At 64.2% G+C, this 13,195-nt stretch carries 14 protein-coding genes; 7 read left to right on the top strand and 7 right to left on the bottom strand.

Annotated features, from left to right (window positions below; translation table 11 throughout):
* Position 1: 1 nt before the first annotated feature.
* From FHS78_RS06075 to FHS78_RS06065, 3 genes are all read right to left on the bottom strand, one after another.
* Positions 2-475, bottom strand: coding sequence for a Dps family protein (locus FHS78_RS06075; RefSeq protein WP_167091818.1), 474 nt, complete (start codon positions 473-475; stop codon positions 2-4).
* Between the two features lie 255 nt (positions 476-730).
* Positions 731-1,933 (bottom strand): pyridoxal phosphate-dependent aminotransferase, encoded by a 1,203-nt coding sequence (locus tag FHS78_RS06070; RefSeq protein WP_167091815.1) that lies wholly within the window; start codon positions 1,931-1,933, stop codon positions 731-733.
* A gap of 71 nt (positions 1,934-2,004) precedes the next feature.
* Positions 2,005-2,643 (bottom strand): pyridoxamine 5'-phosphate oxidase family protein, encoded by a 639-nt coding sequence (locus FHS78_RS06065; RefSeq protein WP_167091812.1) that lies wholly within the window; start codon positions 2,641-2,643, stop codon positions 2,005-2,007.
* A 112-nt stretch (positions 2,644-2,755) separates the two neighbouring features.
* Between FHS78_RS06065 and pdxR the strand changes: the two genes are divergently transcribed.
* From pdxR to FHS78_RS06040, 5 genes are all read left to right on the top strand, one after another.
* Complete coding sequence (gene pdxR / locus FHS78_RS06060) at positions 2,756-4,267, top strand: MocR-like pyridoxine biosynthesis transcription factor PdxR (RefSeq protein ID WP_167091809.1); 1,512 nt, start codon at positions 2,756-2,758, stop codon at positions 4,265-4,267.
* Between the two features lie 142 nt (positions 4,268-4,409).
* Positions 4,410-5,021 carry a glutathione S-transferase family protein gene (locus FHS78_RS06055; RefSeq protein ID WP_167091806.1) on the top strand — a complete coding sequence of 204 codons (612 nt, stop codon included), beginning with the start codon at positions 4,410-4,412 and terminating at the stop codon, positions 5,019-5,021.
* Between the two features lie 148 nt (positions 5,022-5,169).
* A complete protein-coding gene (locus FHS78_RS06050) occupies positions 5,170-7,446 on the top strand; it encodes a marine proteobacterial sortase target protein (protein WP_167091803.1) in 2,277 nt (758 codons plus the stop codon).
* A gap of 3 nt (positions 7,447-7,449) precedes the next feature.
* On the top strand, positions 7,450-8,058 hold the full coding sequence (locus tag FHS78_RS06045) for a class GN sortase (protein WP_246220371.1): 609 nt from the start codon (positions 7,450-7,452) through the stop codon (positions 8,056-8,058).
* 182 nt (positions 8,059-8,240) lie between these two features.
* The gene (locus tag FHS78_RS06040; RefSeq protein WP_167091800.1) at positions 8,241-8,852 is read left to right on the top strand and encodes a TetR/AcrR family transcriptional regulator; all 612 of its coding nucleotides are present in this window, start codon (positions 8,241-8,243) and stop codon (positions 8,850-8,852) included.
* 6 nt (positions 8,853-8,858) lie between these two features.
* Here the strand turns inward: FHS78_RS06040 and FHS78_RS06035 are convergent, their stop codons facing one another.
* Together FHS78_RS06035 and FHS78_RS06030 are read right to left on the bottom strand one after the other, a co-directional pair.
* Positions 8,859-9,650, bottom strand: coding sequence for a methyltransferase domain-containing protein (locus FHS78_RS06035; protein WP_167091797.1), 792 nt, complete (start codon positions 9,648-9,650; stop codon positions 8,859-8,861).
* Between the two features lie 19 nt (positions 9,651-9,669).
* The gene (locus FHS78_RS06030) at positions 9,670-10,197 is read right to left on the bottom strand and encodes a PH domain-containing protein (protein ID WP_167091794.1); all 528 of its coding nucleotides are present in this window, start codon (positions 10,195-10,197) and stop codon (positions 9,670-9,672) included.
* 254 nt (positions 10,198-10,451) lie between these two features.
* On the opposite strand from FHS78_RS06030, the gene FHS78_RS06025 reads away from it, so the two are divergent.
* Positions 10,452-10,592, top strand: coding sequence for a hypothetical protein (locus FHS78_RS06025; protein ID WP_167091791.1), 141 nt, complete (start codon positions 10,452-10,454; stop codon positions 10,590-10,592).
* A 73-nt stretch (positions 10,593-10,665) separates the two neighbouring features.
* Positions 10,666-10,974: a hypothetical protein gene (locus tag FHS78_RS06020; RefSeq protein WP_167091779.1), complete on the top strand. Its 309-nt coding sequence runs from the start codon at positions 10,666-10,668 to the stop codon at positions 10,972-10,974.
* A 13-nt stretch (positions 10,975-10,987) separates the two neighbouring features.
* Here the strand turns inward: FHS78_RS06020 and FHS78_RS06015 are convergent, their stop codons facing one another.
* Positions 10,988-11,866, bottom strand: a complete 879-nt coding sequence (locus FHS78_RS06015; protein WP_167091788.1) for a restriction endonuclease — start codon at positions 11,864-11,866, stop codon at positions 10,988-10,990.
* 3 nt (positions 11,867-11,869) lie between these two features.
* Complete coding sequence (locus FHS78_RS06010; RefSeq protein WP_343041930.1) at positions 11,870-13,093, bottom strand: type IIL restriction-modification enzyme MmeI; 1,224 nt, start codon at positions 13,091-13,093, stop codon at positions 11,870-11,872.
* Positions 13,094-13,195: the final 102 nt, after the last annotated feature.

Raw genomic sequence — 13,195 nt, 5'->3', positions numbered from 1 at the left:
CTTACTCGATCATGCTGCGGAGCATCCAGGCGGTTTTCTCGCTGGCGTCCATGCGCTGCACCATGAGATCGGCGCTCACTTCGTCCTTGGCCTCGTCGGCGAGCTGGAAGAGATCGCGGGCCGTCTTCACCACCGTTTCATGGCCCTTCACGAGATTGGCGACCATCTGGTCGGCGCTCGGCACGCCATTGTCTTCCTGAATGGAGGTGAGCTTGGCGTATTCCGCATAGGTGCCCGGCGCGTAATAGCCCAGCGCGCGGATGCGCTCGGCGATCTCGTCGGTCGCAGCCCAGAGTTCGCGATACTGCTCCTCGAACATGAGATGAAGCGCGCGGAACTGCGGGCCGGTCACGTTCCAGTGGTAATTATGCGTCTTGAGATAGAGCGTGTAGGTGTCGGCCAGCACGCGGCCGAGACCCTCCGCGATCGCATTGCGGTCGCCCTGAGCGATGCCGGTATCGACTTTGGTATCCATGACTGAGCTCCTTCTATTGCATTCGTCTCGGCAGATGGGACAATTGATATGTATGTTGGAAACAACCCACTGCAACCCTATTTAGAACGATTTTAAAAAATAGGGCCGGCCGCCGCCAGACTTGTTCCCGACGTCCCCGCATTTGGCACAAAGACGACGCCGCGATGAATACGTAGTTCCACTAGGAAACGATGCTCCGGCCTGCGGCAAATGGACAGGCCCCGCCGCCCAAGGACCGGCGGGGGACGTCCCGGCTCAGCTCAGCGAGGCACAGAAGCGCTGGATCCGCTCGCAGGCTTTTTCGAGGTTTTCCGTCGAGGTCGCATAGGAAATGCGGAAATTGGGCGAGAGGCCGAAGGCCCCGCCATGGACGCAGGCCACGCCCTCCGCTTCCAGAAGCTGTTCGACGAAGTCCTGATCGGTCTCGATGACCTTGCCGCCGGGCGTCTTCTTGCCGATCGTGCCCGCGCAGGACGGATAGACGTAGAACGCGCCCTCCGGCGTGGGACAGGTGATGCCGGACGCCTGGTTCAGCATGGAAACGACGAGATCGCGCCGCGCCTTGAAGACGGCCGCGCGCTCGGGAATGAAATCCTGTGTCCCGTTCAGCGCTTCCACCGCCGCCCATTGCGAAATGGAGGTCGGGTTGGAGGTGGACTGGCTCTGCACCTTCGCCATCGCCTTGATGAGTTCCGCCGGCCCGGCGCAATAGCCGATCCGCCAGCCCGTCATCGCATAGGCCTTGGAGACGCCGTTCATGGTGAGCGTGCGGTCGTAAAGGCCGGGCTCCACCTGCACGGGCGTGACGAATTTGAAATCGTCATAGACGAGATGCTCGTACATATCGTCGGTCAGGACCCAGACATGGGGATGCTTCATCAGCACGTCGGTCAGCTTTTTCAGCTCGTCGCGCGAATAGGCCGCGCCCGACGGGTTCGACGGCGAGTTGAAGATGAACCATTTGGTCTTCGGCGTGATCGCCGCTTCGAGCGCGTCCGGCGTCAGCTTGAAGCCGTTCTCCATCGTCGCCTCGGCAAAGACCGGCGTCCCGCCCGCCAGCGCCACGATGTCGGGATAGGACACCCAGTAAGGCGTCGGGATGACGACTTCGTCGCCGGGGTTCAGCGTGGCGATCATCGCATTGAAGATGATCGGCTTGCCGCCCGGCGCGACGAAGGCCTGGTTCGGCGCATAGTCGAGCCCGTTCTCGCGCTTGAACTTGGCGCAGATCGCGGACTTGAGCTCGGGGATGCCGTCCACGGCGGTATATTTGGTCTCGCCGCGGCGGATCGCCTCGATGGCGGCTTCCTTGATGTTGTCCGGCGTGTCGAAATCCGGCTCGCCCGCGCCAAGGCCGATCACGTCGACGCCCTGCGCTTTCAGATCGCGCGCTTTCTGGGTCGCGGCCATGGTGGCCGACGGCTGAATGCGGTTGAGTGCGTCCGAAATGAAACCCATGGCGTGATCTCCTGTGGCAGGGCCGAAAAGGCGGCTGAAACCTAAGCCCGCCGCCTTTGCAGTGCAACATGCTAATCCGACAAAACGCCATCCGATTCGGCTGCGAGATCGCGGATCGGCCGCCCCCTTGTCAGTTCAAGCGGGACCGTACCCGCCCAAACGGGAAGTGCCATATCCTCCGGATCGTCCTTCGGCCCGCCGCTGCGCTGCTTGGCCGCGACCTGTTCCAGCGGAACGGCGAAGACGGCGGTCGCCTTCATCTCCTGAGGATCGGCGCCGCGCACCCGGGCCGAGCGGCCCTGCTCCACCCGCTCCACCATCAGATCCAGCGCACGCGCCTTCTCTTCGCCCGTCAGCTCCGCCGCCTTGCCGTGAACGATGACGGAGCGGTAGTTCATCGAATGATGGAAGGCGGAGCGCGCGAGAATGAGCCCGTCCACAAGGGTGACGGCGAGCGTCACCGCCTCGCCACGCTTCAGCGCCAGCGAAAGCCCGGCCTTCGCCGAAAGGTGAATCAGCACCCGCTCCCCGTCCCGCACATAGAAGACGGGAATGATCTCCGGTCCGTCCGCCCCCTGAAAGGCGGCATGGACGACATAGCCGTCATCGAGGATGGCGTGGACGGTGGCGCGGTCGAAGCGCTCGCGGCCCGGTGCACGCCGGGGCCTGAAAACCTTGTCGGTGCCGTATTCGCTGCTCTCGCCTGCCATTTCGCTCGCTCCATTGGCTGCAACCGGGAATGGCACCCCTATCGGCTAAAATTGGCCCTATCTGAAGGTCCATTGATGGAAATATAATGGAACCATTATCGGGAGAGACCGGATGCCGGACACGCCATTGCCGCTGGGCACCCTGTCGCTGGACGCGGCGGGCGATCTGCCGCTTTACCGCCAGCTCTATGACGGGCTGCGCGCGGCCATTCTGGACGGCCGGCTGAGGCCGGGGGCGCGGCTTCCCTCCTCCCGCGCGCTGGCGACCGACCTCGCCGTGGGACGCAACACCGTGGTCTCCGCCTATGAGCAACTGACGGCGGAAGGTTATCTCGACAGCCATATCGGCGCAGGGACGCGCGTGGCGAACCTGCTGCCGGACAGGCTGACCGGACCGGGCGACAGGCCCCCGCCCCGGCCGCAAGCCGGAACGGCCCGGCCGGAAAAACGCCCCCTCTCCCGGCGCGGCGAGGCCATGCAGGGGGTGAGGCGGGCCCCGGCGGCCTACCGGCGCGGCGTCACCCGCCCCTTCCAGCACGGCCTGCCGGATATCGAAGACTTTCCCGCCCTCCTGTGGAGCCGCCTGCTGGCGAAACACAGCCGCGACCCGCGCCACGATCCCTTCGGCTATGAAGTCGACAAGGGCCATGAAGGGCTGCGCCAAGCGATTGCCGATTATGCCGCCGCCGACCGGGGCGTCGTCTGCGCGCCCGAACAGGTGATCGTCACCGCCGGGGCGCAGGCCGCGCTGGACCTGGCCGTTCGCATGCTGATCGACCCCGGCGACACGGTGTGGATGGAAGAACCGGGCTATCTCGGCGCGCGCGGCGCGCTGATAAGCGCGGGCGCCGATATTCGCCCCGTCGAAGTGGACGCAAACGGCATGGATGTGGAAACGGCCATGTCCACCCTGCCGCCGCCGCGTCTTGCCTATGTCACGGCCTCGCACCAGTTTCCCATGGGAGCGACGCTCTCCCTGCCGCGCCGGCTCGCCCTGATCGAACATGCCGCGCAGAGCGGCGGCTACATCCTCGAGGACGATTACGATTCCGAGTTCCGCTTTGCCGGACGCCCCATCGCCTCGCTGCAGGGCCTCGATCGCGGCGGCGCAGTGATCTATATGGGCACGCTCGCCAAGACGCTCTTTCCCGCCATCCGGATCGGCTATCTCATCGTGCCGCCGGACCTCGCCGAGCCCTTTTCCGTGGCGATCCGGCTGACCGGGCACATCCCGTCCGTATCGGTGCAGGCCGCGCTCGCCGACTTCATCGGGGAAGGCCATTTCGGCGCGCATGTGCGCCGCATGCGGCAGGTCTATGCGAGACGGCGGGCGATCCAGCTGGAAGAACTCGACACCACGCTCGCCCCCTGGTTGCGCGCCGCGCCCGGCGAGGGCGGATTGCAGCTCGCCGCCTTGCTACCTCCCGGCGCGGACGACGCGCGCGCCGCGGCCGCCGCGCGACAGGCGGGCGTTCACGTCACGGCGCTCTCCTTCTACCGGCTGACGCCCGGCGGCGAACCGGGCTTTCATATGGGCTATGCAGGCGTGCCCGACGACGCGCTGCGCAAAGGCGCAAAGACGCTTGCAGCGGTGCTGGAGAAAGAGAAGATAACCGGGTTTTGAAAGGCTACGGACCTGCATCCTTCGAGACGCGGCTTCGCCGCTCCCCAGGATGAGGAGCATAATAGAAGGGCCTCATCCCGAGGAGGTCCGAAGGACCGTCTCGAAGGATGCAGGCCGCACACGCGAAAAAGGAAGCGCCACCATGCGGCTCTACCAGATGCAGGATTCCGGCAATTGCTACAAGCCGCGGCTTCTCGCCCATATGACGGGGCGCGATCTGGAACTCGTCGATATCGACATCCTGAAAGGCGAGAGCCGCACGCCGGATTTTCTGGCGAAGAACCCCAATGGGCGGGTGCCGGTGCTGGAACTGGACGACGGCCGGATGCTGGCGGAATCGGGCGCCATGCTCTTCCACCTCGCGCAGGGCACGCCCTTCTGGCCGGACGACGCCTTTACACAGGCCGAGACCCTGCAATGGATGTTCTTCGAGCAATACAGCCACGAGCCCTATATCGCCGTGGCGCGCTACTGGCGCTCGATCAGGCCGGGCGGCGCGGAGGAAGCGAAAAGCCGCTTCCCCGAATGGCACGAACGCGGTTACCAAGCGCTCGACGTGATGGAACGGCACCTGGCCGCGCGGAACTGGTTCGTGAGTACACGGATGAGTGTCGCCGACATCGCGCTCTATGCCTATAGCCATGTGGCGCATGAAGGCGGCTTCAGCCTCTACGCCTATCCGGCGGTTCGGGACTGGATCGCCCGCCTCGAGGCGATGCCGCTTTATGTGCCGATGGGCTGGCGGCCCGCCTGACCGGATCGAGGGGAATCAACCCCTTATCCGACCTCGCCATAATATCGCCCCAGAATCTTCAGACCGCGGCCCGGTTTTCTGACCGGCACCGCCCCATTCCCCGGTGAAGCTCACTCATACCGAAACGCATGGATGAGGGGATGTCACCATGAGGAGCCTGCCGCACCGGTCCGCGCAAGATACGGGTCCGCGCGACGCGATCGTTTTCATTGCCGCCCTGTTTGCCACTCTCGTCGCGGTGACCGGCCTGCTGACCGTCGCGGCCCGGGCCGACGGCGCGGCGGCGCGCAACGGTCTCGTCACGCTCAATGACGTTCAGAGCGGTACGCTGCTTCTGAAGTCGAAGGAACCGGGCAAATATGTGCCCGCCCCCCTGCTCGCCACCGATGCGAAGATCGAGGTGACCGGCCCCATGGCGCGGGCCCGGGTGACGCAACGCTTCATCAATCCCGGCGATGGCTGGGTGGAAGGCAAATATGTCTTCCCGCTGCCCGAGGACGCCGCCGTCGACACGATGAAGATGATCATCGGCGAGCGCATCATCGAAGGGCAGATCAAGGAAAAGGAAGAAGCCCGCCGGATCTACGAAAAGGCGAAAGCGGAAGGCAAGAAGGCCGGATTGCTGGAACAGCAGCGCCCCAACGTCTTCACCAATGCAGTGGCCAATATCGGCCCGCATGAATCCGTCACCATCCAGATCGAATATCAGCAGACCGCGCATCGCGACGGCGACCGCTTCTCGCTGCGCTTTCCCATGGTGGTCGCGCCGCGCTATGTGCCGAAGGAAGCCGCCGCGCCGCAGGTCGTGGATTTCGCGCCCGGCTCCGGCTGGGGCACGACGCAACCCGACAGGGACGACCTTCCGCCCGGCACCGCCCATCCCGACAATGCGAAAGACCTGACGCAGCCGCCCGTCCTCGACCCCGAAGAGGGCAAGGTGAACCCGGTCGCACTGCAGGTCTCGCTGGAAGCGGGCTTTCCCCTCGGCAAAGTGACGAGTTCCTTCCACAAGGTGGATATTCAGCGGATCGGCAAGGAAGGCGCAAAGCTGTCGCTGGCCGAAAAGGTGGTGCCCGCCGACAAGGATTTCGAACTGGTCTGGGAGCCCGCCGAAACCGCCGCCCCCACTGCCGGACTCTTCCGCGAGACGGTGGACGGCGAGGATTATGTGCTGGTGATGCTGATGCCGCCCTCCGGCGCCGCGCAGCCCAAGGCCAAGCCGCGCGAGGCGATCTTCGTGATCGACAATTCCGGCTCCATGGCGGGCGCGTCCATGCCGCAGGCCAAGGCCGGGCTCCTCTTCGCGCTCGACAAGCTGAAGCCGGAAGACAGCTTCAACATCATCCGCTTCGACGACACGCATGAATTGCTCTTTCCCCAGCCCGTGCGCGCCGACCGCGAGAACATCGCCGTCGCGCGGAAATTCGTGAACGGGCTGTCGGCGGATGGCGGCACGGAAATGCTGCCCGCGCTGAAGGCCGCCCTCGCCGACCGCACGCCCGGCGACGCGGCGCATGTGCGGCAGGTGATCTTCCTCACCGACGGGGCCATCTCCAACGAGAAGGCGCTGTTCGAGGAAATCGCCCGCCATCGCGGCCGCTCGCGCCTTTTCACGGTGGGGATCGGCACCGCGCCCAACTCCTATTTCATGAGGCGTGCCGCCGAAGCGGGCCGCGGCAGCTTCACCCATATCGGCGACCTCGCCCAGGTGAAGAGCCGCATGGCCGACCTCGCGAACAAGCTCGAACACCCCCTCGTCACCGATGTCACCGCCCAATGGCCCGACGAAGCGCGGACAGAAAGCTGGCCCGACCCGATCCCCGATCTTTACAAGGGCGAGCCGGTGATGCTGGCCGCGCGCATGGACAAGGCGCAGGGCGACCTCACCCTCACGGGCGAACTGGACGGCAAGGCCTGGCAGGTGCGCGTCCCGCTCGATGCCGGCGAAACGCGGTCGGGCATCGGCAAGCTCTGGGCCCGGCGCAAGATCGCCGCGCTGGAAGCCGAACGGCTGATGAGCCGCGACTATGAAAAGGCGGATGCGGAAATCCTGAACGTGGCACTCGAACACCATCTGGTGAGCCGCCGCACGAGCCTCGTCGCGGTGGACGTGACCCCGACGCGCCCGGACGGCGAGCCGCTGGAAAGCCGCGACATGCCGGTGAACCTTCCCGAAGGATGGGAGTTCGACAAGGTGTTCGGCGAGAGCGCACCCGCACCCGTCATGCACAAGGCGATGCGCGCCGCGCCCACCGCCATGCTCGCCTCGGCGGAAGGCCCGATCGCGGACACCGCGCAGGACCGCGGCCTCGCCCTGCCCCAGACGGCAAGCGACGCGCCGGGGCTCATCCGCAACGGGCTCTTCACCCTGCTGGCCGCTTTCCTGCTGATGCTGCTCTGGCGACGGGTCACACGGCGGGGCTGAGCCATGACGGAGATGCCGATATCATCCGTACGGAAACGACCGGACTGGACGGCCCCCGCGGGGGCCGTCCTGACGGCTTTGCTGATTGCGCTCGGCGGCTGGCAGCTCGGTCACGGCCTCTACATCAAGGCGAAAGCGCAATTAGCGCAAATGCTTCTCGATAGCGCCTGGGAAGATTCCCTGCGCACGGGCACGCCCCACAAGGCATGGGCATGGGCGGATGCATGGCCCGTTGCGCAACTTTCCGTTCCGCGTCTCGAAATTTCCGAAATTGTGCTGTCGAATGCGAGCGGCGAAGCCCTCGCCTTCGGCCCCGGCCATATGTCGGCCACGGACCTGTCCGGAAAAGGCCTTAGTGCCATTGCGGGTCACAGGGACACGCACTTCTCTTTCCTGAAAGAGCTGCGTTCAGGCGACCGGATCGTGCTGACAACCCTGGAAGGAGGCCGGACGGTTTATTCAGTAACCGGAACACAAGTCGTTGACGCCGCTACGACAACGCTGGATCCGGCCGCCGGAAACGGCCTCGTGCTCGTGACCTGCTATCCCTTCGACGCGGTCGCACGGGGTTCATTGCGCTATCTGGTGATTGCTAAGCAAGTTATATCGTAAGCAAGAATAATTAAGGAGTAGAACTTACTTTCAAAAAAGGTATTACCGCTCCATTACGGGTGATGAACCTTCGCCCGGGAAATATTTTTTGTTCGGGAACACTTGACCGGATTTGTCTTTTCAGTCCTATAGGAAGCGGGGTCTCCCTTTTGCCAGACATGGCACCGAAGGAAAGAAGCAAGTTGGGACTGGAAACCTATAGACGCACCGTCAGCGACGCCAAACGCGCCGCCATTCTTCAAGCAGCACGCCAGAACTTCTTCGCCGAAGGCTATACGCGCGCGGCAATGGCCGAAATCGCGCGGCAGGCGGACGTATCGACGGCCACGCTCTACAAGCACTTCTCATCGAAAGACGTCTTGTTCGGCGCGGTGGTCGAGGATGCCTATTCCGGCACCTCCATCGGCCCGAACAACTATCAGGGAAAGCCGGTGCGCGACGCGCTGTGCCAGCTCCTGATCGGCTGCATCGACCAGCAGTTTTCGCATGACGGCAACGCCCTGCTTCGCGCGGTGATCGCGGAAGTTCCCTCCGCGCCCCAACTGGCGCAGACGGTCTACGACCGCAGCACCAGAACGCGCTACAGGCACATTCAGGAACTGCTCGACAAATATGTCGAGGCCGGCGAGCTGAAGCCGCATGACACGGCGCAGGGCACGAGGCTGCTCTCGGGCATGGTGAAGGAGTTCTTCATCTGGCCGGCCCTTTTCGGCGAGGACGTGTCGCCGCATGAGGACGCCGACAAGATCGTCCAGGCCGCGATAGACCTCTACCTCGCCCGCTACGGCGCCTGAGCCGCCTCAGCGATAGGCCAGGAAGGCGTAACGGTTCACGCTGAAGAAGAACTCGCCGCGCTCGATGAGGCGGAGCTGGTCGTTGTACCAGGCCTGCACCTCGTCCGCCGCCACGCCATGACGCTCGGCATTCGCCCGCACGAAACCGGATATCATGCGGAACATGCCCGCGGCATAGGACACCGGCTGCCATTGCGGCGCCAGCATGGGCACGACTTCCACCCGCGCCACGCCGAGCCCTGCCCGGCCAAGGCGCGCGCCCAGCGTGGCGGGCAGAAACGGGTCGGCCAGATGGTCGTCCCAGACGGAGAGCATGCGCGCCATGCGGGCCTCGTCGGAGGAATGCCAGACGATGCTGCGCCAGTCCGTGTCGAGGATGAGCGCGCGCCCGCCCGGCTTCAGCAGCCGCTTGATGGCGGCGAGCGACTTGTCCACATCGGTCACATATTCATGGACCTGCGTGGAGACGATCGCATCGAAGAGGTCGTCGGGAAAATCCGGCGCGACCGCGTCGCCCACCAGGCAATCGGCCTGGGGTAGCGCGGCGAGCCGCGTCTTCGACATGGTGATCATGGCCGGCGAGACGTCGAGCCCCACCATGCGGCCCGTCTCGCCGACGAGCCGCGCCAGATCATAGGCGAGAAGGCCCGGCCCGACGCCGAGGTCGAGAATATGCTCGCCGACCCGCGGCGCCAGCATGTCGATGACCCTTGCGCGCTGCGCCACGACATCCGGCGTCAGATAGGTCGCCTCCAGCGCCCTGGCGGCATTCTCGTCGAAATCGATGATCGCACTCATAAACGTCCTCCCGATTGCATTATTGCAGCCCGTCGCCGCGCGCGAGCATATTCCTGTCCGTCTCCGCGCGGGAGGGATGAGCCGCCGCCATGAGCGCACGCACCGCCGCCGCGGCGGCCACCGCATCGGCCAGATCGTCCAGCCGGATGCGCGTGCCGCTCTCGGTGCGGATGTCGAGCCGCCCGGCGCCGAAACGGCGCTGCAGCGGCGACTGCGCGAAGTCCAGCTCGGCAATCTCGCGCGCGCCCACCTCGATGACCTTGCGGCGGGGAAAGCCCGTCCGCGCCTCCAGCCCTCGCGCGCCGACGCGCAGGCCCATCACACGGCTCCGCCCCCAGGCATGAAGAATGAGGACCGGCACGACCAGCGCCTCGACGGCGAGCGCCAGCGAGGCGATCGCGGAGAGCCGCGGCGTCCAATGATCCGCCCACAAATAAACCAGCGCCCAGAGCAGCGCGGCGGCCAGCGCGGGCAGGAAGATGGACCAATGCGCGCGGGCGACAACCCCCGCCGGCCGGCCCGCCTTTTCGCTGTCGTTATCGTTCATGTTGCGTAGCATCGCAGATGCCCCCGGAAACCGGAAGGCCGATAGGCCCGATCCGGCGGAAAGCGCGGGAAAATTCCCCGGCGCGGCAGCCCCGCTGCGCTGCGAAAGCACGCATTCCGCATGGCCCGATCCGCCCCGCGCACCTTGCGTTCGCGTCCTGAAGGCTTACGTTTTGAGATGTGGGGAAAGACCGCACGGCGACACCCGCCGCCCGGCAGGGGGGACACCCGGTAAACGGGTAAAGGAGGTACGCCATGCTGCGCATCGAAAAGGATACCGACGAAGTTCGCGGCGGAGAAACGGGCACGGGCCTGCGCTATGTGCTCGGCATCTCGACCGCGCTGGCCATTCTCGCGCTCGTCGCGCTGGCCTATGGCTTTGGCGGCATAGGCTGAGCGCGCGACCCGCCGCGCCCGCCGCCCCTCACCCGACACCAAAAGTCACCTGCATGAAAATGAAGGAGACGACATGACGGACGACCCGCAAAACGCCCCGCAGAAACGAACCGACGACGCCCGGCAGGGCGTGACGGGAACGGGGACGCGCTACGTCCTCGGCATCTCGACCGCGCTCGCCGCCGCGATCCTGATCGGCGTGGTCTGGATATTCGCCGGCAACCCCATCGGAGGCGACGCGCCAAGCAGCGCGACTTCCCCGCCCTACGGGTTGACGAAGGAAAACCCGGCAACGCCCGGCGCGGAAGCCGGCACCGAACCGCTGCCGACCGAAAACCCCGCCGACAACGTCCCCCAATCCGGCACGGAAGGCGGGAGATAGCCGGAAAGCAGCGTCAGATCGAGGCGAAGACGGCTTCGTCGATGTCCACGCGCTCGACGAATTCCGTCTTCACGCCGATCTTGAGTTCTTTCAGAAGATCGCAGAGATCGTCGCCGTCGATGAGATCGATGGCGGGCGCACCGTCCCGCGTCGCCTCCTTGCGGGCGTCGGCGGTGAAGCGGCCCGTCGTCATGATGAGCCCCTTGTCGGCCCGCCCCTGCATGGCGCCGCGAAAGTCCCGGATGACGGGAGAGCTGACCGTATCCTTGTAGCGCTTGCACTGGAAAAGCACCTGAAAGGAAACGAGCTTCACGCGCAGCACGCCGTGACCGTCTATGCCGCCATCGCCCGAGCGCCCTGTAACTTCGACGCGCGTGAACCCGGCTTCACGCAAAATCCGTTGACAGAGGCGCTCGAAGGCGTCGGGCGGCATCTTCAGAAGGATCACCAAAAGTCGGTCTGTCCAGTTCTCCTCATCCAGACCTTCCTCTTCCGGCAGATCATCTGATGCTGGAGCCTTGGCTTTCTTGGCAGATTTCCGATAGGTCGCGCTTGCGCATTTCCTCACATCTTTCTTGATGGCCTCTTCATCACCAAGATCGACGTCCTGTCCCTTTTGAGTGAGAACCCAGAGGCCCCTTTGCGGATTTTCGACGTAGCCGGCCAGCTTCAAATAGCTTCGTGCCCACGCCAATCGATCGGGAAATATCGAGGCCCGGCTTTTTTCATAAACGGCCTCCACAGCATCCGACGGCATCCTGAGATCTTCCTGAACGACATCGAATATCTCTTCAACCGATCCCGAACCACCAAGAGTCCGCAGAGCCCGGAGCACCGGCACCATCAGCTCGTCATATTTGGGCAGTTCGCCCTCGCCCGCAGCCTTGCTCATCCCCTACCCTCTCTCAACCATGAAGTAACGTCCCTCGTCTTTCCGGACCTGGCCGAGCATGGCGAGGCTTTCGAGGAGTTCGGTGACCTTTTCGGCACGCTTGCGGCCGCCCTTGAAGGCCTTTGAAATTTCGTCCGCCGCCATGGGGCCCTGCGCGCGGGACAGCTCCTCGCGCACGAGACGGATCTGATCGGGCAGCTTCGACGGCCATTTCGGCGCCTGCGCGGCGATGGCGGGCACGTCCATCTCCGCTTCCACCTGCTCGCCGGTTTCGAGCCCCTTGCCGAATTTCGGAATCTGGTAGTCGGGGCGCAGCCAGCGCACCTGACCGCGCCGCTCCTCTTCCGCGCGCTCGCGGTTCAGCGCGACGAGCCGTTCGAGGATTTCCTCTTCGGCGAGATCGCGCGGCCAGCCATAGGCCTCGAAGACGGCGGCGTCGATCTCGTCGTGAATCTGCCTGAGCACGGAGACGAGGCCCTTTTCGTGGATCGCCTTTTCCTTGTCGGAAAGCGGCTCGGCGGACGGATCGGCGTCCAGCTCGCGCAGACGCTCCAGCACATTGTACATGCCCGTCATGGTGAGGTCGGGATGCTCCGCCTGCCGCTCTTTCCGAAACGCATCCAGCCGCTCGCCCAGCTCGCGCAGGCGCTGCTTCGTGGGTTCGTCAGGATCGGGGAACGGAAAAGGGTCGAAGCAACGTGTCTTGTTGTAGCGGGGATCGTTGCCGACACCCAAGCGGCCACCCGCAGCCAGCGCCCAAGTAACGTGAATGCCCGACGATAGAACCGCCAAGTACCACGCATCATCGATTCCGATATTCACAAGCATATTGTCCGGTCGAATCTCCTCATTGAGAAAAACAAAAAACCGGTGCTTTGATGTTTCGACGGTAGAAATGAATCGATTCAACCCAGTAACAAACGAACGAAAGTCTGTGTGCCTTCTTCCAAACCACCACCAGTATTTCTTACGAAAATCTTCTCTATTTTGCAGTCGCTCTGGACGAACCCGGTCGTATACCCATTGATACGCCTGCGGAAACTTCTCTCGCGCCTCTCTTTCAGACAGATCGTAGAGGTCTATCACCATGACACCACGCGACGTCTGCGTGAGATCGCGCCCGTTCATATAGGGCCGGACGTGCTTCTCTAGGCCGGGAACGGTGCCAAGACCGAGTTTCTTGGCTTCCTCCGGAGTCACAATGAAACCGGAGCCGTGAAGAGACACGCCTCGACTAGTGGATTGATTCCAACGTTTGGAACCCTCGGTTTCTGGCGGCGATGATTTGATCGGGGTCAGCCTTCCAGACGAAGGGTTTTGGGTTTTCGG

It is taken from the genome of Parvibaculum indicum (assembly GCF_011762095.1).
Classification (GTDB): domain Bacteria; phylum Pseudomonadota; class Alphaproteobacteria; order Parvibaculales; family Parvibaculaceae; genus Parvibaculum; species Parvibaculum indicum.
Note: the sequence above shows the minus strand (reverse complement) of the source record. Positions and strands in the feature narration are given on the sequence as shown.

Coding starts and splice junctions, on each gene's coding strand:
- FHS78_RS06020 (WP_167091779.1), top strand. CDS start 10,666: ATGACGGACGACCCGCAAAACGCCCCGCAGAAACGAACCGACGACGCC.
- FHS78_RS06030 (WP_167091794.1), bottom strand. CDS start 10,197: ATGAACGATAACGACAGCGAAAAGGCGGGCCGGCCGGCGGGGGTTGTC.
- FHS78_RS06075 (WP_167091818.1), bottom strand. CDS start 475: ATGGATACCAAAGTCGATACCGGCATCGCTCAGGGCGACCGCAATGCG.
- FHS78_RS06050 (WP_167091803.1), top strand. CDS start 5,170: ATGAGGAGCCTGCCGCACCGGTCCGCGCAAGATACGGGTCCGCGCGAC.
- FHS78_RS06025 (WP_167091791.1), top strand. CDS start 10,452: ATGCTGCGCATCGAAAAGGATACCGACGAAGTTCGCGGCGGAGAAACG.
- FHS78_RS06055 (WP_167091806.1), top strand. CDS start 4,410: ATGCGGCTCTACCAGATGCAGGATTCCGGCAATTGCTACAAGCCGCGG.
- FHS78_RS06045 (WP_246220371.1), top strand. CDS start 7,450: ATGACGGAGATGCCGATATCATCCGTACGGAAACGACCGGACTGGACG.
- FHS78_RS06065 (WP_167091812.1), bottom strand. CDS start 2,643: ATGGCAGGCGAGAGCAGCGAATACGGCACCGACAAGGTTTTCAGGCCC.
- FHS78_RS06035 (WP_167091797.1), bottom strand. CDS start 9,650: ATGAGTGCGATCATCGATTTCGACGAGAATGCCGCCAGGGCGCTGGAG.
- FHS78_RS06070 (WP_167091815.1), bottom strand. CDS start 1,933: ATGGGTTTCATTTCGGACGCACTCAACCGCATTCAGCCGTCGGCCACC.
- pdxR (WP_167091809.1), top strand. CDS start 2,756: ATGCCGGACACGCCATTGCCGCTGGGCACCCTGTCGCTGGACGCGGCG.
- FHS78_RS06015 (WP_167091788.1), bottom strand. CDS start 11,866: ATGAGCAAGGCTGCGGGCGAGGGCGAACTGCCCAAATATGACGAGCTG.